Origin of the sequence: Flavobacterium fructosi (assembly GCF_042787335.1) — a bacterium.
Taxonomy (GTDB): domain Bacteria; phylum Bacteroidota; class Bacteroidia; order Flavobacteriales; family Flavobacteriaceae; genus Flavobacterium; species Flavobacterium fructosi.
The window spans coordinates 1-18,778 of record NZ_JBHZQA010000005.1; the positions used below are offsets into that span (position 1 = coordinate 1).

15 protein-coding genes are annotated in these 18,778 nt (G+C 35.0%); 10 read left to right on the forward strand and 5 right to left on the reverse strand.

What is annotated here, in order from left to right; genetic code table 11:
- A partial coding sequence (locus ACFX5D_RS09230; RefSeq protein ID WP_379857914.1) for an IS256 family transposase occupies positions 1-642 on the reverse strand: 642 nt, incomplete at its 3' end.
- 131 nt (positions 643-773) lie between these two features.
- Positions 774-1,379, reverse strand: coding sequence for a thioredoxin family protein (locus tag ACFX5D_RS09235; protein WP_379857915.1), 606 nt, complete (start codon positions 1,377-1,379; stop codon positions 774-776).
- Between the two features lie 104 nt (positions 1,380-1,483).
- Between ACFX5D_RS09235 and ACFX5D_RS09240 the strand changes: the two genes are divergently transcribed.
- The 3 genes from ACFX5D_RS09240 to frr all read left to right on the forward strand — a co-directional run bounded on the left by ACFX5D_RS09240 (position 1,484) and on the right by frr (position 3,668).
- Entirely contained in the window at positions 1,484-2,263 is a 780-nt protein-coding gene (locus tag ACFX5D_RS09240; protein ID WP_379857916.1) for a patatin-like phospholipase family protein, read from the forward strand.
- 68 nt (positions 2,264-2,331) lie between these two features.
- Positions 2,332-3,039, forward strand: a complete 708-nt coding sequence (gene pyrH / locus ACFX5D_RS09245) for a UMP kinase (protein WP_379857917.1) — start codon at positions 2,332-2,334, stop codon at positions 3,037-3,039.
- 65 nt (positions 3,040-3,104) lie between these two features.
- The gene (gene frr, locus ACFX5D_RS09250; protein ID WP_379857918.1) at positions 3,105-3,668 is read left to right on the forward strand and encodes a ribosome recycling factor; all 564 of its coding nucleotides are present in this window, start codon (positions 3,105-3,107) and stop codon (positions 3,666-3,668) included.
- A gap of 81 nt (positions 3,669-3,749) precedes the next feature.
- On the opposite strand, the gene ACFX5D_RS09255 is transcribed toward frr, so the two are convergent.
- Positions 3,750-4,079: a DMT family transporter gene (locus ACFX5D_RS09255; protein WP_379857919.1), complete on the reverse strand. Its 330-nt coding sequence runs from the start codon at positions 4,077-4,079 to the stop codon at positions 3,750-3,752.
- 2 nt (positions 4,080-4,081) lie between these two features.
- Positions 4,082-6,352, reverse strand: a complete 2,271-nt coding sequence (locus tag ACFX5D_RS09260; RefSeq protein WP_379857920.1) for a cation:proton antiporter — start codon at positions 6,350-6,352, stop codon at positions 4,082-4,084.
- 195 nt (positions 6,353-6,547) lie between these two features.
- On the opposite strand from ACFX5D_RS09260, the gene ACFX5D_RS09265 reads away from it, so the two are divergent.
- The 3 genes from ACFX5D_RS09265 (at position 6,548) to rpoN (ending at position 12,338) form a co-directional block, all read left to right on the forward strand.
- A complete protein-coding gene (locus tag ACFX5D_RS09265; protein WP_379857921.1) occupies positions 6,548-8,914 on the forward strand; it encodes an efflux RND transporter permease subunit in 2,367 nt (788 codons plus the stop codon).
- Between the two features lie 437 nt (positions 8,915-9,351).
- Positions 9,352-10,788 (forward strand): asparagine--tRNA ligase, encoded by a 1,437-nt coding sequence (gene asnS, locus ACFX5D_RS09270; RefSeq protein WP_379857922.1) that lies wholly within the window; start codon positions 9,352-9,354, stop codon positions 10,786-10,788.
- Positions 10,789-10,871: 83 nt separating this feature from the next.
- Complete coding sequence (gene rpoN, locus ACFX5D_RS09275) at positions 10,872-12,338, forward strand: RNA polymerase factor sigma-54 (protein WP_379857923.1); 1,467 nt, start codon at positions 10,872-10,874, stop codon at positions 12,336-12,338.
- A 1,602-nt stretch (positions 12,339-13,940) separates the two neighbouring features.
- Here rpoN and ACFX5D_RS09280 read toward each other — a convergent pair.
- Positions 13,941-14,531 (reverse strand): thymidine kinase, encoded by a 591-nt coding sequence (locus tag ACFX5D_RS09280; protein ID WP_379853983.1) that lies wholly within the window; start codon positions 14,529-14,531, stop codon positions 13,941-13,943.
- A gap of 246 nt (positions 14,532-14,777) precedes the next feature.
- Here ACFX5D_RS09280 and ACFX5D_RS09285 point away from each other — a divergent pair, with 246 nt between their 5' ends.
- The 4 genes from ACFX5D_RS09285 to recJ all read left to right on the forward strand — a co-directional run bounded on the left by ACFX5D_RS09285 (position 14,778) and on the right by recJ (position 18,766).
- Positions 14,778-15,839: a hypothetical protein gene (locus tag ACFX5D_RS09285; protein WP_379857924.1), complete on the forward strand. Its 1,062-nt coding sequence runs from the start codon at positions 14,778-14,780 to the stop codon at positions 15,837-15,839.
- Between the two features lie 77 nt (positions 15,840-15,916).
- Complete coding sequence (gene rsmI / locus ACFX5D_RS09290) at positions 15,917-16,630, forward strand: 16S rRNA (cytidine(1402)-2'-O)-methyltransferase (protein ID WP_379857925.1); 714 nt, start codon at positions 15,917-15,919, stop codon at positions 16,628-16,630.
- A 7-nt stretch (positions 16,631-16,637) separates the two neighbouring features.
- Complete coding sequence (locus tag ACFX5D_RS09295; RefSeq protein ID WP_379857926.1) at positions 16,638-16,982, forward strand: HopJ type III effector protein; 345 nt, start codon at positions 16,638-16,640, stop codon at positions 16,980-16,982.
- 95 nt (positions 16,983-17,077) lie between these two features.
- A complete protein-coding gene (recJ, locus tag ACFX5D_RS09300; protein WP_379857927.1) occupies positions 17,078-18,766 on the forward strand; it encodes a single-stranded-DNA-specific exonuclease RecJ in 1,689 nt (562 codons plus the stop codon).
- Positions 18,767-18,778: the final 12 nt, after the last annotated feature.

The following is an 18,778-nucleotide window of genomic DNA, read 5'->3' on the forward strand; positions in this document are numbered from 1 at the left end:
GGTTAAAACTCCAAGCCAAAAACTAGCACTTTCATTCTTGCCTAACCACATTCCGAGCACTTCTTTCTTGCCGTCTCTATTAAGTCCAACGGCTAAATAAATGGTTTTATTGACAACTTTTGAGTTTTCTCTAACTTTAAAAACGATACCATCCATCCAAACGATTAGATAAACTGGTTCTAATGGTCTGTTCTGCCAAGCAATAATATCACTTGAAACACTGTCTGTAATTCGAGATATGGTACTGGTGGAAACATCAAAATTATAAACTTCTCTTATTTGTTCTTCGATGTCACTATTGCTCATTCCTTTGGCGTAGAGCGATACAATTACATTCTCTAAACCATCTAGCATATTTTGCCTTTTGGGAACAATTATTGGATTAAACGATGCATCACGATCTCTTGGAACTTGAATTTCTGATTCTCCAAAAGAAGTTTTAACTTTTTTGGATGAAAAACCATTACGAGCATTGGTTTTCACTGATTTATCGTGCTTATCATAACCTAAATGAGCATCTAATTCGCCTTCGAGCATCTTTTCAATGCCTCTTTTTTGTAGTTGGGCTAAAAAGCCATACAGTTCTTCTCCTGTTTTGAACTGCTTTAAAAAATCATCGGATAATAATTCTTCTTTTCTCATATTAAAGTGTGTTTATAAATATACGTTAAAAAGTTATTTCCGAAAATTTTTGAGCTTTTGAATTAGCTCAAATTTTCAGAATAACTTTTTAACTTACACACTTTATGAGACGGTACCCTTTTTAAGTCTAATTAGCGTTCCAAATCAAGCATCAAATTAATCAATTCTTCCTGAGTACTCATTCCTTTATCGTGCAAATACCATAATTGCAACTCATTTTTTGCAGTTTCATCAATAGCACCAAATTCCTTTTTATAGTTTGTGATTAACTCAGCTGCTCCTTTTGGTCTTGAACCCCAGCTTCCGATCACATCTCCCGTTGCTTTATCAATTACTATTACTATTGGAATCGATTTTGCTTTTTTAGTTAAAAATAGATTCATCAAATCTTCATTCTCATCTCTCAAAACGACTTTTAATTCTATTTTCCCAGATTCTTCACCCATTTTATGAATAATAGGCAATATTTGAGCGGCATCACCGCACCATCCTTCCGAAAGAACTAACCAAATGTATTCTCCTTTCAGAGACTTCAATTGAAGATTGTTTTCATCCGTTATTTTCATCGTTTTATCCAAACGATTCATGCGGGTTTCGTTTAACTTGCTATAAAGTGTCAGGTTATCTGATTGCTCACTACCGGTAGATTTACCCTCCAATAATAAATCAGAAACTAGTTTTCTATATTCAGCATAAGAATGGCTATTAAATAATGCTTTAGCTACAGAAGTTTTCATATTGAATAGTTTATTTATACAAAGTTACCATAAAAACGGGGTTTAAATATGACATATATCACCTTCAATTCGACAAAAAGAGTAATTTTATAATAAATATTAATATGGATTTAAAAACAAAATCGATAGGGTTAGTACTTTCCGGCGGCGGATCAAAAGGGATTGCCCACGCTGGAGTCATTAAATTTTTGGAAGAAAAAAAAATTCATCCCTCTAGAATAGCCGGTACAAGTGCCGGATCCATTGTTGGCGCCATGTATGCCTGGGGTAAAACACCCGCCGAAATTCTTGAGTTTTTTAAGTCTATTTATCTTTTTCACTGGAAACACATAACTTTCAAAAAAGCGGGTTTAATTGATTCGGAGTCCTTCAAAAGCTATTTTCATTCTATTTTTAATGATGCAGTGCTAGGTGATCTAAAAATCCCGATTCAGATTACAGCAACAGATATGATTAGAGGAAAACTAAAAGTTTTTGGCCCCGAAACAAAAATAACCGATGCCATTTTAGCATCATCAGCATTTCCGGGAATTTTGTCCCCTTATGAAATTCATCAAAAAATCTATAGCGATGGTGGTATATTAAACCATTTCCCAACTGATATTTTACAAGGTCAATGTGAAACCGTAATTGGGGTTTATGTTAGTCCAATTCAAAAAATTGAAGCTAAAGATTTAAGTTCTATAAAAGCAGTAACTACCAGAGCTTTTGATATTCTTTCGGCAAATTCAAATATGCATAAATTTAATATTTGCGATTGGGTCATAGAACCAAAGGATTTGTGTCTTTACAGTACTTTTGAAACTAATAAAGTCAAGATGGATGCCATATTCAACATTGGTTATGAAGCCGCAAAAAAATCCTACGAAAAACTAAATTTATAAAATTTAAGCAACACTTTTTTTAAAAAACAGAATATGTCTATATTTGCACCAATCAACGCAACACAAAAATGAAATACAAAAGAATTCTTCTAAAACTAAGTGGGGAAGCTTTAATGGGCGACTTGCAATACGGAATTGACCCAAAAAGACTAGCTGAATATGCAGATGAAATAAAGCAAATCCACGAAAAAGGTATAGAAATAGCCATTGTAATAGGCGGTGGAAATATTTTTAGAGGAGTAGCCGGAGCGAGCGCAGGAATGGATAGAGTGCAAGGAGATTACATGGGAATGCTGGCTACTGTCATTAACGGAATGGCTTTACAAGGCGCATTAGAAGATAAAGGTATGAAAACCCGTTTGCAAACCGCCTTAAAAATGGAATCAATTGCGGAACCCTATATTAAAAGAAGAGCCGTTCGCCATCTTGAAAAAGGCAGAATTGTAATTTTTGGAGCAGGAACAGGAAACCCCTATTTCACGACGGATACTGCCGCAGTTTTACGCGGTGTCGAAATTGATGCTGATGTAATCTTAAAAGGAACGCGTGTCGACGGAGTTTACGATTGTGATCCAGAGAAAAATGAATCAGCTGTAAAATTTGATTTCATCTCATTTGATGATGTCCTTAAAAAAGGATTAAATGTTATGGATACCACTGCATTCACATTAAGCCAGGAAAATAAACTACCAATTGTAGTTTTTGACATGAACAAATTAGGGAATCTATTGAAAATCTGCGAAGGAAAAAACATAGGAACCGTAGTAAATATATAAATTAGATTGTTAGACTTTAAGATTGTCCGAAAGTCTAAAAATCTAATAATCCAAAGATTTAAATTATGACTGAAGAAATTGAATTTATATTAGATAGCACCAAAGAATCAATGATAGGTTCTATTGCGCATTTAGAAAAAGAATTTTTGAACATTCGCGCAGGAAAAGCATCTCCAGCCATGCTAGGAAGTGTTTTTGTTGATTATTACGGATCGGCGACACCACTTTCTCAAGTATCAAAAATTAGTGTTCCTGATGCCAGAACGATTACGTTACAACCTTTTGAAAAAAACATGTTGCATCCTATCGAGAAAGCGATTATGATTGCCAATATCGGTTTTAATCCAATGAATAATGGCGATGTAATTATCATAAGCGTTCCTGCATTAACGGAGGAAAGAAGACGCGATCTTGCTAAACAAGCTAAAGTGGAATCCGAAGATGCTAAAGTTGGTATTAGAAATGCTCGTAAAGATGCTAATACCGAAATTAAAAAATTAGAAAAAGAAGGAACATCCGAAGACATTTGTAAAAGCGCCGAGGAAGAAGTTCAAAACTTAACTAATAGTTACATCAAAAAAATAGATGAACTTCTTGTTCAAAAAGAATCTGAAATCATGAAGATTTAAGTTGCTATAAATCCATAAAAAATCCGTCTCGTTACTTAAAAACAAGACGGATTTTTTTATTTCTAAATTGAAAAAGCCCTTTTAATGACTCGACACGAATTTCAATCCAATAATTGAGGCAATTAAAGTCGTGATAAAGAAAACCCTCCAAAAATCAGCCGGTTCTTTAAAAATAAAAATTCCTACTAAAACAGTTCCCACCGCTCCTATTCCAGTCCAAACCGCGTAAGCAGTTCCTATGGGCAAGGTTTGTGTTGCTTTATAAAGCAATACCATGCTGATGGTCAAACAAACTAAAAAACCACCCATCCATATTGTCGCAGTAACGCCTGAACTTTCTTTGGCTTTGCCTAAACAAGTTGCAAAACCCACTTCAAAAAGACCGCCAATAATCAATAAAATCCAGTTCATTTTTAATGTTTTATAATCAAAACCGATGGAACTTCACTTAACCAGTCACTTCTCGAATCTACTAAAACTTTCCAACTTTCGAGACTGATTAGCATTAAATTCTGTTTGTCTAAAAATTCTTTTTTGACACTCTCGTCCTGTATTAAACCTATATTATTAGGGTATTTTTGTTGTAAAGAATTTATAGCACTCTCCATAACAAAATTTGTGTCGACATGTCCGTTTACATCCAAAATCATTATTTTAGAATCGTTATTGTAAATTAATTTTTGTGCATAATCAATCAGGAATGAATCTTCCGGGCTAAAAATGGGAATAAAAACTTGGTTTACATTTTGCAATTCTTTATCAATCAAAATCCCTAAAGGCATTTTAGTTTTGGCTATAATCTGTCTTGTTCTTTCGTCGAATGGCGAATTCTCAAAAAGTCCTTCTTTTCCGGTAAACTTATCAATCAATCGATCGGGATTAATAATTCTTGTGGTAAACCCAATTACTTTACCAAGAATAGTACCTTCAAAAATTGATTTCCCTAAACCTACCAGCAATAAGTCATAATCTCCTTGATTGGCTATATCAGCAATCTCCGTTTCTATGTCCATGGTAACTTTAAAAATAGTCGTGATATCCTGATTCAATAATTGTGATTCTTCAACAACAGGATAAAAACTATTTTTTTCTTTGTCTTCCATATTAAATTGATGCATTTCATCACTCAACGATAAATGCATGGCAGTAATGCTTGACGAATCTTTTTGTTTTTTTATTAAACTATGCGCCAATCTCAAAAGTGACCTTCCCTTCTCGTTGTTTCCAAACGAAAGTAAGATTCTGTACTTGTTGTGATTCAGCATTACTTCTAAATCATTTACATCCTTAGTCTTAAAAATATAGTTTATCAAGTCCAAAGCCGGACCCGTCATAAAAGTGGTGACTAAAGCCATAATAACCATCATCGTGAAAACTTCGGGTGTTAAAACTTTAAGCTCTAATCCAATATTTAATACAATAAGTTCCATTAGCCCTCTGGTATTCATCAAAGCACCAATGGTCAAACTATCACGCCAGTTCTGGCCTACAAATTTGGCTGCCAAAGCGCTTCCTAAAAACTTACCAACTACCGCAACCAGAATAATAAAACCGGTTACTTTCCATAAATAAGGATCATTAATGAGGCCAATTTCAGTTTTTAAACCAGTGAACACAAAAAACAAGGGCAGTAAAAGTATCACCGACACGTCTTCTACTTTATCGATAAATATGGTTCGGAACTTAGGAACATCCGGCATAATAGCACCCGCCATAAAAGCTCCAAACAGTGCATGAATCCCGATAACTTCAGTGGCATAAGACGAAAGTATAAGCACCAGAAAAAAGATTGCCACCACAGGTTTTATAATACTGTCTTTTGAACCGTACAAATCCCCAATTCTCTTCAAAAAGGGTTTTACAATAAACAGCATGGCAACAACATAAATTAATGCCAACGAAATAATGTATAATGAACTAACGAAAGTTCCCGCTTTTACAATCGCAATTACCACAGCAAGGATACACCAAGCGGTAATATCGTCGGCGGCGGCACATGTAATGACAATAGCGCCCAATCTAGTTTTATGAATACCTCTTTCCTGAACTATTCGTGCCAAAACAGGAAAAGCGGTTATACTCATGGCGATTCCCATAAACAGACTAAAAGAAAGGAATTTTACACCCTCGGGAGCAAATCTATTGTAAACAAAATACGCTAACCCAATACCCAGAGCAAAAGGGATAACAATACTGGCATGACTTATAACTACAGCTTCGTTAGCCTTATTCTTCAGTACTTTTAAATCGAGCTCCATACCTATTACAAACATAAACAGTATCAATCCTATCTGACTCAAAAATTTTAAATTCCCTAAAGATTCCACAGGAAATAAAGCGGCTGAAAAATCAGGGAAATACATCCCCAACAGGGAGGGTCCCAAGACAATCCCTGCAATAATTTCTCCTATAACGGAGGGCTGTCCTATTTTTTTAAAAACCCAGCCAAAAAAACGCGCTACCAGAATTATCGTCACAATTTGTGCTAGCAAAATCGCTAATGGATCTTGAAAATTATGTTGCATAGAAGCTACAAAATCATTCCACGAACCATTCTCAACCCCAGAAACTGCAATTTTTTTACTCACTTCTAAGTGCTTTCCTTTTTTAATAATCCAATAGATTAAAGCGGTGAAACCTCCAGTTACGCCAAAATAAAATAATAGATTTTTATAATTTTTCATATATGTATTTAAATAGATATTCTCTTCTTTATAAAGCAAAGGTGAGAAAACCAAATGTATAATTTATATCCCACAATATTATGGTATTGTAAAATAAAAAATACTCCTTTTTTCCTGCCAATAGTCCCAAAAACATCTTTTAATCTTTATAATTCATGTCAGTTTGATTACATTTGCACCCATTTTAATTCATATATGAAAAAGAAAATAAACGTAGGATTTTGGGAAGCAATCGCTCGAATTGTACTTAAAAACAGAATAGTAATACTAGGATTTATACTTGCAATAACCGTTTTTCTGGCACTGCAATGGAAAAACCTGGGTATGACGTATACTGAAGCCAATCTACTTCCTAAAAAACACGTTGTAAATCAACAATACGAAGGTTTTTTAAACAAGTTTGGCGAAGAGGGCAATTTGATTGTTATAGGTTTCAAGGACCAAGCCTTTTTTACTCCTAAAGCTTTTGCTGCTTGGAATGAATTGATGACTGGTTTAAAAAGTTCCAAAGAAGTGGAACTGGTTGTTTCTTTAAATGATTTAAAAAAATTAGAGAAAAATGAAACCGAAGAAAGATTTGAGTTAGTCCCTCTTATCGATCAAAAGCAGACTGTAAATCTAGCTTATTTACAAAAAATAAAAAACGAACTATTTAATAACCTGCCATTTTACGAAGGATTATTATTTAATAAACAATCAGGAAGCATTCGCTCAGCGATTTATTTAAATAAGAAAATTGTCAATACTGCTGCTCGAAAAACCTTCATCATTGAAAACCTTGTTCCAAAAATCGAGAAATTTGAGAAAACTACCGGAATCGATCTTCGCGTTTCGGGAATGCCTTACATCAGAACCATAAATGCCGAGAATATGAAAGGTGAGATTGGACTGTTTATTGGCGCAGCTTTATTTATCACTTCTCTAATTTTCTTTCTATTCTTCCGCTCGTTTAGAGCGACATTTATATCCATTTGTATTTTACTTTTTGGAGTAATGTGGTCTTTTGGAACGCTTGGTTTATTCCATTATAAAATCACCATTTTAACCGCTATAATTCCTCCACTGATTATTGTAATTGGCATTACAAACTGCATTTTCCTTATAAATAAATACCAGCAGGAAATAAAAATTCATCATAATCAAGCCAAAGCTTTGCAACGTGTGATTTCTAAAATCGGAGTTTCTACGCTGATGACGAACTTAACAACAGCTGCAGGTTTTGCAACTTTTATGATTACTGGAAATGATTTGCTTTTCGAATTTGGACTAGTTACTTCCATAAACGTCATCTCAGTTTACCTACTTACCTTAGCCGTTGTGCCCATTTTTTACAGTTTCATGCCTTTACCAAAAGAAAAACACCTGTATCACTTGAGTAAAACCTACATTTCAACGTTATTGGATTGGGTGGAGAATATTGTAAAATACAAACGAAAAACCATCTATATCATTTATGCTATGCTATTGGTTTTTAGCGTAATTGGAGTTTCCCAAATGAAAGTCTCGGGAAGTTTAATTGGTGAAATGCCAAAAAGCGCTTCCTTTTTTAAAGACATTGTCTTTTTTGAAAAAGAATTCAACGGCGTAATGCCACTGGAGATTATGATTAACACCAAACGCAAAAAAGGGGTTATGAAATTATCCACTATGAAAAAAATGGACGAATTGCAAAAGACCATTTCTGAGATTCCAGAATTGTCAAAACCTATTTCCATTGTGAATTTAGTTAAATATTCCAAGCAAGCCTATTACAACGGCAATCCGGAATATTACGAGTTACCTACCTCGCAAGAGCAGGCATTCATCCTTTCGTATGCTAAAAACGCCACCAAAAATAGTAAAGAAAACTTGATGAAAAGCTATGTTGATTCTACAGGACAGTACGCCCGAATCACTACTTTCATGAAAGACATTGGAACGAAAGAAATGGCAAAAGTAGAAAGTAAACTGCATCAAAAAATTGACGAAATTTTTCCAAAAGACCGTTATGAAGTAGTACTTACCGGAAAAGCTTTGGTTTTCCAAAAAGGAACTTCCTACCTAATAGACAACCTTATTGAGTCGCTTATTTTTGCTATTTTATTGATTGCAGGATTAATGACATACTTATTTAGATCGGGAAAAATGGTACTTGCATCAGTAATCACCAATATCTTACCGCTTTGCATCACTTCCGGATTGATGGGTTATTTTGGGATTCCGTTGAAACCTTCAACCATTTTGGTTTTTAGTATTGCTTTTGGGATTTCGGTGGATAATGCCATTCAGTTTATGGCAAAATACCGTCTGGACTTATTGCAAAACAAAGGAAAGGTCAAAAAATCAGTATTCAGTGCATTACGAGAAACGGGAATCAGTACGTTCTATACTTCGGTGGTATTGATTCTTGGATTTGCGACTTTTACGCTTTCCAGCTTTAGCGGAACCATTGCGCTTGGCGGCTTAATTTCCTGTACTTTATTGTTCGCTATGTTTGCTAATTTATTGGTTTTACCCGCATTAGTATTGACATTTGAGAAAAAAAGAGCTAAAAAAGAAGATCTTATTGAAGATCTTAATTAAGTTTTTCCGGAGCTAATTCCCGCTATTCATTTCAATCTTTTTCAATCCTGTCAGGGTTTAAAACCCTGACAGGATTGAAAAAGGATTTCCATTACTATCGGGGCTAGGGAATTGTGGTGAAAAGAACACATGTATTCAAAAAAACTGACCCACAAAATTTTCTAACAAAGGCAACCGAATCAACGTGATGAGATTCCTCCTTCGTCGGAATGAATATAGGAATGAAAAAATAAATCCAAAAATTCTAAATGTTTCCATTCGCGTAGCCCCGATAGCAGCGGCATCCTTTTACTTTTTTCCTTTAAAAAGTAAAAGATATAGCGAATAGCGGGAAATAGCTCCTCACTTCGACACGCTCAGTGCGACAATTACAAACAAATGATTTATATTTGCATTTCATTCATAAGACAATTTTTAATATCAATTATATAATTAAAATGAGACATACAAAAGTTAAAGACTTACTAAACAGTACCACGATACTTCATGAAGTAAATGCAAAAGGATGGGTGAGAACTTTTAGAAACAATCAATTTATTGCCTTAAACGATGGTTCGACCATTGATAATATACAATGTGTTGTCGATTTTGAGAACACACCTGACGAAACTTTAAAGAGAATTACAACTGGAGCAGCAATATCTGTAACCGGAACTTTGGTAGAAAGTAAAGGTGCAGGACAAAAATTTGAGATTCAGGTGGCAAAACTGGAAATTTTGGGAGATTCGGATGCAGAGAAATTCCCGATACAGCCTAAAAATAAACCGAGCTTGGATTTCTTACGTGAAAATGCGCATTTAAGAGTCCGTACCAATATGTTTGGAGCCATCATGAGAGTACGTTCGGTATTGTCGTATGCGGTTCACAGTTATTTTCAGGAGAAAGGTTTTGTCTATGTGAATACACCAATCATCACCGGATCGGATGCTGAAGGTGCTGGTGAAATGTTTAAAGTTACCGCTTTGCCATTTGACGGAACGCCAAGAACCGAAGACGGAAAAGTAAATTACAAGGAAGATTTCTTCGGAAAAGAAACGAACCTAACGGTTTCGGGACAACTGGAAGGAGAAACTTTTGCCATGGCTTTGGGTCAAATTTATACTTTTGGACCAACATTTAGAGCCGAAAACTCGAATACTTCGCGTCACCTTGCGGAATTTTGGATGATTGAGCCGGAAGTGGCGTTCAATGATTTGAATGACAACATGGATCTAGCCGAAGATTTTATTCAGTATGTAATCAAATATACTTTAGAAAAATGTCCGGAGGACTTAAAATTCCTGGAAGGAAGATTATTGGATGAAGAGAAATCAAAACCAGTTGCCGAGAGAAGCGAAATGCCGCTTTTGGAAAAATTAAACTTTGTTTTGGAAAACAATTTCAAACGTGTTTCATACACGGAAGCAATTGATATTTTAAGAGATTGTACGCCAAATAAAAAGAAAAAATTCAACTATATCATCAACGAGTGGGGCGCTGATTTACAGTCAGAACACGAGCGTTACTTGGTGGAAAAACACTTTAAATGTCCGGTAATCTTGTTTGATTATCCGGCAAATATCAAAGCATTTTACATGCGTTTGAACGAGGACGGAAAAACAGTTCGCGCCATGGATATCCTTTTCCCTGGAATTGGAGAAATCGTAGGTGGTTCTCAAAGAGAAGAACGTTTTGACGTTTTGGTTGAAAAAATGAAAGCATTAGGAATTGACGAAGAAGAATTATGGTGGTATCTTGACACCCGAAGATTTGGATCAGCTGTTCACTCCGGTTTTGGACTTGGATTTGAAAGATTGGTGCTGTTTGTAACTGGAATGACAAATATTCGTGACGTAATTCCTTTTCCTAGAACGCCTATGAATGCGGAGTTCTAAAAATTTGTTTCCGGTTTAAAGTTTAAAGTTGTCGATAGTTCTACAACGGTGAACGGTAAACGGTAAACTTTTAAACAATAAAAATGCTAAAGCAATTCTTAAATTTAAAATTATCCCAGAAATTATCTCCTCAACAAATACAGTTGATGAAGTTAATTCAATTGCCAACGCAAGCTTTCGAACAACGTTTATTGGAAGAAATGAACGAAAATCCAGCACTGGAAGCTGGAAAAGAAGAAGATGAATATGAAAAGGACGAGTTCGATAACGAAGAGTATGACGATTATGACGATGCGGAATCGGAAAGAATTGACGCCGAAGACATCAATATTGACGAATATTTAAGCAACGACGAAACACCGGATTATAAAACGCAGGCCAACAATTACAGTGACGATGACGATGACCGCGAAACGCCTTTTGCTGCTCCTGTAAGTTTTCACCAAGACTTAATCAATCAGTTGAATACGTTCATTCTGAATGATGAAGAGCGTGAAATTGCTGAATTTCTGGTAGGAAGTATTGATGATATGGGTTACATCCGTCGCAGCGTTCCTGATATGGTGGACGATATGGCGTTTACTCAAGGTATATATACCGATGAGAAAATGGTGGAGAAAATGTTGCAGGTTATTCATGAATTAGAACCTTCGGGAGTGGGAGCTCGAGATTTACAGGAATGTTTATTGTTGCAATTGAAGCATAAAACACCTACGGAATATGTAGAATTAGCCACTGATATCATCGAAAATCAGTTTGATGCGTTTACCAAAAAACATTACGATAAGCTAATTCAAAAATATAATGTTTCTAATGAGCAACTTAAAAAAGCAATTCACGAAATAGAAAAACTGAATCCAAAACCAGGTGGATCTTTTACTGGAAACAACAAAGTTACTGAAAATGTGGTTCCTGATTTTGCGATTAGAATTGTAGATGGTGAACTGGAACTGACCTTAAACGGACGAAATGCTCCTTCCCTGCACGTATCCAAAGATTATCAGGAAATGATGCAAACTTACAAGAGTTCTAGAGATAAATCAGCACAGCAAAAAGATGCGGTGCAGTTTATCAAGCAAAAACTGGATTCGGCTAAATGGTTTATCGATGCGATACGCCAACGCCAGGAAACGCTTTTTGTAACCATGAATGCGATTATGCATTATCAGGAAGAATTTTTCCTCGACGGTGATGAAACCAAGTTGAAACCGATGATACTAAAAGACATTGCTGACATGGTAGGTCTAGACATTTCGACGATTTCACGCGTGGCCAACAGCAAATATGTGGAAACGCCATATGGAACCAAACTGATCAAAGAATTCTTTTCGGAATCGATGAAAAATGATCAGGGCGAAGATGTTTCTACACTTGAAATCAAGAAAATCCTTCAGAATACGATTGAAGAAGAAGACAAGAAAAAACCACTTCCGGACGATCAACTGGCTGAAATTCTTAAAGAAAAAGGCTATCCAATCGCCAGAAGAACAATTGCAAAATACAGAGAACAACTTGATATTCCGGTAGCGAGAATGAGGAAGAAAATGTAAATTGGAATTTAAAAATACTAAAAAGGGGGAAGCTGTTCAAAAAAAACAACTTCCTCCTTTTTTATGGAATATATTACTGATTTATAAAATGATAAATATCACTAAAAGTGCGTATTGTGGGTAGGTTAAAAAAATCCGAAATTGCACTTAAATCTTTAAGAAGATATAAATAAAGGGAATGTAAAAAAGCCAAGTATACATTCCCATTTGGTTGATTGGTAATAGCTAAATACATTTTGCGATACGTATAATTGTATAAATTTATTAATATCAAAAAATTTAAGACGACATCAGACTAAAACTTCACGCATCGCAACGTAAAAGCTAAAAAAAAAGAAGTAAGTACCCGATGTTAAACTAAATCAAGTATCATTGGTCGGAATAGCAGAAACAGCGACCTAAAGAAACCTGAAAGTAGGCAAATTTAAATTATAGATATGTTAAAAAAATCATGTTATTCAGTTTATTATTTACATAGTTAATTTCTTGTACAAATGACAATCAAGTAGAATTTGAGGAAAACACGACTGCTAAAGAAATTAGTCCAAAAAAAATAAGCTTAAAAGTATTTAATAGTGAAAAATATTCCAAGCTAAAAGTAATCAATTTCGAAACAAAAGAGATAGGCGTTATTTACATCTTAAATGATAAAACTGCAAAAGCAGTGGGAGGCTTTTTTTACTCTGGAGGAGATTGTGCAACTTACGGAACGTGGTATACAGATGATCAATCTGGAGATTCAATTTTTGTGTCTGCAAGTGCTCAAAAACAATTCTTAATGACTGTGTATGGTTTAAGTAACGTAGCTAAAACTAAAAGTTAAAAAAAATGAAACCATTTTTGTTGTTCATTCAGTTAATATTGTTAGTAGGATGCTCTGAAAAAAAATATCATAGATAAATCAAATTTAAACACCTTAATTTTAGGTGCTTATTCAGCAGGAGCTGAAGAACAAAATTTAATTAAATCTTTGTTAAAGGAAGGAGAATACAACAACATTAAAATTGAGTTAGATGGAATTGAGTACAGTACATCTCATTTTAAGCCAATAACTTAAACTATTAAAGGAGAATATAATATTGGAATTAAAAAAAATGAAAATAAAAAAATTATTAAAATTATCAGAAAAAAATGACAATAAAAAAAATTATCTTATTTCAAAAATCACTCAATTGTGAAGTAATGGCTTTAAGTTTACATTGAAACTGTTACCTCATTTTTTATACTTTAATAATCCCTTCAGTTTGCAAGTGAGTTGCACTAGAATTAAATCTCATACCACAACTAACAGTTGAACACTTAACGTAAACCGAACTTGCAGAACTTCTTGATAAAAAAGAGAATGTAGTTCCAAAATCGAGAATAACGGAAGTAATCCCACGCTAAAAACCTTGCATGATATTGTAGAAAAAGAATTTGGTGGAAAAGTAAAAATTCAAATTGAACTATAACCATTTTACTAAAAAATTAAAAAAACCTTTCTGAGTTCTAAACTTAGAAAGGTTTTTTTAATTTTCATAACTTTATATTTCAAATCCAGTTTCGACTCCCACTCCTTTGGATTGCTTCACTCTTAGTAATGACTGAGTTGGGAAGAAGATTTCACTTCTCCTGATCTTTCCGCATCGCATGATAATAGGCGGCACGGCTCAACGGTTCGTATTCTTCGATTTCGCCCAACATAACGAGTTTGTCATTGTCGGTTTTACGGAAACTGTAATTGGCAAGATTTCCAGTTCGAGTACACACGGCATGCACTTTGGTCACATATTCGGCAGTGGCCATTAATGCAGGCATTGGACCAAAAGGATTTCCTTTGAAATCCATATCCAATCCGGCAACAATTACTCGGATTCCTTGGTTTGCCAAATCGTTACAAATTTTAACGATTTCGTCATCAAAAAACTGTGCTTCGTCAATTCCCACCACATCACAACCTTGCGCCAAAATAGCAATATTTGCGGCAGCGGGAACAGGCGTAGAACGAATTTCATTGGCATCATGAGACACTACCATATTGTCGTGATAGCGCGTATCAATTTCCGGTTTGAAAATTTCAACTTTTTGCTTGGCAAATTGCGCTCTTTTTAAACGACGGATGAGTTCTTCGGTTTTACCCGAAAACATAGAGCCGCAAATGACTTCGATCCAACCAAATTGTTCTTTATGATTTACTGTATTTTCGAGAAACATTTTGTATTTTTCTGACTTAAAAAATGAATAGTTTTTATTACTTTGTAACAGATAAAATCGAGTTGAAAATTTTATACTTTTACGTCGTTTCAAAAGTATAACATTTTTATTAAATCGAAGATTCACTAACACTTATTTGCAAAATAATAATATTGTGAGTAGAAGTTACTTCTTCCTTAGGTCAAATAAAACTCTGGAAGAAATTTATTAAAAAACACCCGCCAAAAACATTATAATTTCAAAGTCATGAAAAAAAAATTGGAAGCCGATTTAATCAGCATTGCACACAGAATATTACAGCTAAAAAATAAATCTGATATCAATAAATTATATTTGGAAACACAGAAATTATACGAAAAACTTTCTGTCTTGCGATTTGTAGAAGAGCATTTTGGTGACGCAAAACCTACTATTGGCGCTACTGATATTGAAAAACAAATAGAACAGGCTTACGCCAAAGAGGAATTGACAGAACCCGAACCAATCAAAATAATTGATGAAGTAAAGGAAGAAGCTACAGTTGAAACCCCTTTGAAACAAAACACAGAGACTAGCATATTGCAACCTGCAACAAATATAGTTGTTGCTGAAGTAATTTCGGAAGAAGAAGTTATTGAAACTACGGATGCAACTGAACATGAAACGAGCATTGAAGAAGAAGAAACTATTAAAGTTCCTTTGGAAGAAACAATCTCTAATGAAGAAATAACCGCGGAAGAAGAAAAAGAAGAAAAAGAAGAAAAACCTATTGTTGAGGAAGAAATAGTTGCGACGGAAAAAGAAATTTTAGAACCTGAAACAACACCATTCATACCAGCTTTTGAATTATTCCAAGAAGAGGAGGTAGAAACGGGAATGGAGATACCAAAGAAAATGGAACCAGTACAAATTTCTTTCGAAGATTTATTGGGCGGAAATTACCGTGACACACAGTTCGTAAAAGTGCAACAAATTGAAAATATTCCTACTGCAGTAGTAATCGAAACTCCAAAAGAAATCTTTACGGAAAAAGAAAAAGTAATGCCTGTCAAAGAAGACACTGTTGAACCAAAAACAGTTTCGTTGAACGAAAAATTAGCTAAAGGAATCAATATCGATTTGAATGATCGAATTGCCTTTATAAAACACCTTTTTGGAAACAGCAGCGAAGATTACAACCGCGTTTTAAATCAATTAATCACGTTTGATACGTTCTACGAAACTAGAGATTTCATTCAAGAAATGGTAAAGCCGGACTACAACAACTGGGAAGGAAAACAGGATTATGAGGAACGCTTTATGGATATTATAGAGAAAAAATTCTTGTAACTTTCCTTGAATTTTTCTGAATATACATTTGAACAAATACAGATTTTTCACAAAATTTGTATTTAATTATTTTATCTATGTCAAAATTATACATCGTTCCTACGCCAATTGGCAATCTCGAAGACATGACTTTTCGAGCCATACGAATTCTTAAGGAAGTCGATTTGATTCTTGCCGAAGACACTCGGACGAGCGGTAAATTACTAAAGCATTTCGAAATTGGCACACACATGTACAGCCATCACATGCACAACGAACACAAAACCGTCGAAAATTTAATTTCGAGATTGAAATCCGGCGAAAATATCGCTTTGATTTCAGATGCAGGAACACCTGCCATATCTGATCCTGGGTTTCTATTGACCCGTGCTTGTGTTGAAAACGGAGTTGAAGTAGAATGTTTGCCTGGCGCAACAGCATTTGTACCTGCATTAGTAAACAGCGGTTTACCCAATGATAAATTTGTTTTCGAAGGTTTTTTACCGGATAAAAAAGGGAAACAAACTCGTTATTTGGCATTAGCCGAAGAAACCCGAACGATGATTTTATATGTTTCGCCGCATAAATTACTAAAAACTTTAACGGAGTTTATTACTTATTTTGGAGAAGACAGACCAGTTTGTGTTTGTAGAGAATTATCAAAATTACATGAAGAAAATATCCGAGGAACGGTACGAGAAGTAATGACTCATTTTGAAAAAACAGCCCCAAGAGGAGAAATTGTTGTGGTTGTAGGCGGAAGACCAGTAACAAAAGAACCTAAAAAATCTAAATTCTCACCTGAAGAATAATATAAATATGAGTACAACATCTTTCTTAGAAAAATTAAAACAATCTCCAGAAGCCATCACCTTTGCAGAAACCATCGCGGTTATTGAAGCAAACTATGATTTCACACCAACGGCATTTGAAAACGGGCTGCAACATAATGCCGCTGGAGAAAATTCGGGTTCTTGTAAATTATTGGCTTTCGCCGAAATTCAAAATCTAACCCAAGCAGAAACATTATCTTGTTTTGGAGCGTATTACTACGAAGATGTTTTAAAAAATCCAAACGGAACCGATCATCAAAATATTCGTAATTTCATAAAAACCGGTTGGGATGGGATTGCATTTTACGGAAGTACTTTAGTATTAAAATAAAATACCTGAGCTAATAATTCGAAAATTAAAATGTCAGACATAAATTAGCGAATAGTACATTTCCGAATTCATAAAATCTAAAATCCTAAACTGATATGCGTTGGACTCTAAAACCAAAACCTTCCGAAGATACCGTTCAACATTTGACGAAAGTTTTGAATGTAGAAGATTTTGTAGCTACTTTATTAGTGCAGCGCGGTATTGAAAGTTTTGAGGATGCCAAACGTTTTTTTCGCCCGAGTTTAGATGATTTACATGATCCATACTTGATGAAAGATATGGAAAAAGCAGTGGAACGGATAGAAAAAGCGATAGCCAATCAAGAAAACATTCTCGTTTTTGGTGATTATGATGTCGATGGAACAACAGCGGTTTCATTAGTTTCTTCGTATTTGAGAACCTATTATTCAAATGTGGCGACTTATATTCCGGATCGTTATGACGAAGGGTACGGGATTTCTTTTAAAGGAATTGACTTTGCCGATGACAATGAGTTTTCTCTTATCATCGCTTTAGATTGCGGTATAAAATCCATCGATCACGTGGCTTACGCCAAAGAGAGAAACATTGATTTCATCATTTGTGACCACCACAGACCCGGTCAATTTTTACCCGAAGCAGTTGCCGTTCTCGATCCAAAACGAGACGATTGTAATTATCCTTACGATGAATTGTGCGGTTGCGGAATTGGTTTTAAATTGATTCAGGCTTTAGGCCAAAATAGAAATCAGACGATTGATGATTTAATTCCCTATTTAGATTTAGTGGCGGCCGCGATTGCCGCCGACATCGTTCCAATGACCGGTGAAAACAGGGTTTTGGCTTATTTCGGTTTACAAGTAATCAACTCCGAACCAAGACCAGGAATCAAAGCGTTAATCCATCAAGTAAAAAAACAAACGTTAGATATTACCGATGTAGTTTTTATCATCGCACCAAGAATTAATGCTGCCGGCAGAATAAAACATGGGAATCATGCGGTGGAATTATTAACCGAATTTGATTTTGAGCAAGCGCAACAATTTGCTTCCGAAATTGAAAAGTACAATTCAGATCGGAAAGAATTAGACAAACAAATCACTAAAGAAGCGCTCTCGCAGATTGAAGACAACCAAGAAAAAGAGCGGTTTACTTCCGTTGTTTTTCAAGAAGATTGGCACAAAGGCGTAATAGGAATTGTAGCTTCGAGATTGATAGAAACCTATTATCGTCCAACACTTGTTTTTACTAAAAGTGGCGATAAATACGCAGCTTCGGCACGTTCTGTAAAAGGATTTGATGTCTATAATGCACTCGAAGCCTGTTCTGAACATTTAGAGCAATTTGGCGGTCACATGTATGCTGCCGGAATGACTTTGAAGGAAGAAAACTACCAGCGGTTCAAAGATGCTTTTGAAAAAGAGGTCGAAAAAACCATTCATCCCGATATGCTGACTCCAGAAATATCAGTAGATGCCCAAATTAATTTTGCCGATATTACTCCAAAATTAACACGGATTCTAAAACAATTCGAGCCTTTTGGACCACAAAATATGACACCCATTTTCCTGACCAAAAACGTAAAAGATACCGGTTACGGAAAACCGATGGGGCAAGAAGAAGAACATTTAAGACTTTTTGTAAAACAAAATAACTCTGAAGGTATTGCTGCCATTGGTTTTGGCTTAGGTGATAAATTCGATTTGACTACTAACCAAAAAACATTTGATGCCGTGTACTGCATTGATGAAAATGAATGGAACGGAAAAGTAAGTTTACAATTACGATTGAGAGACATTAAATAATTAGGTTACTGA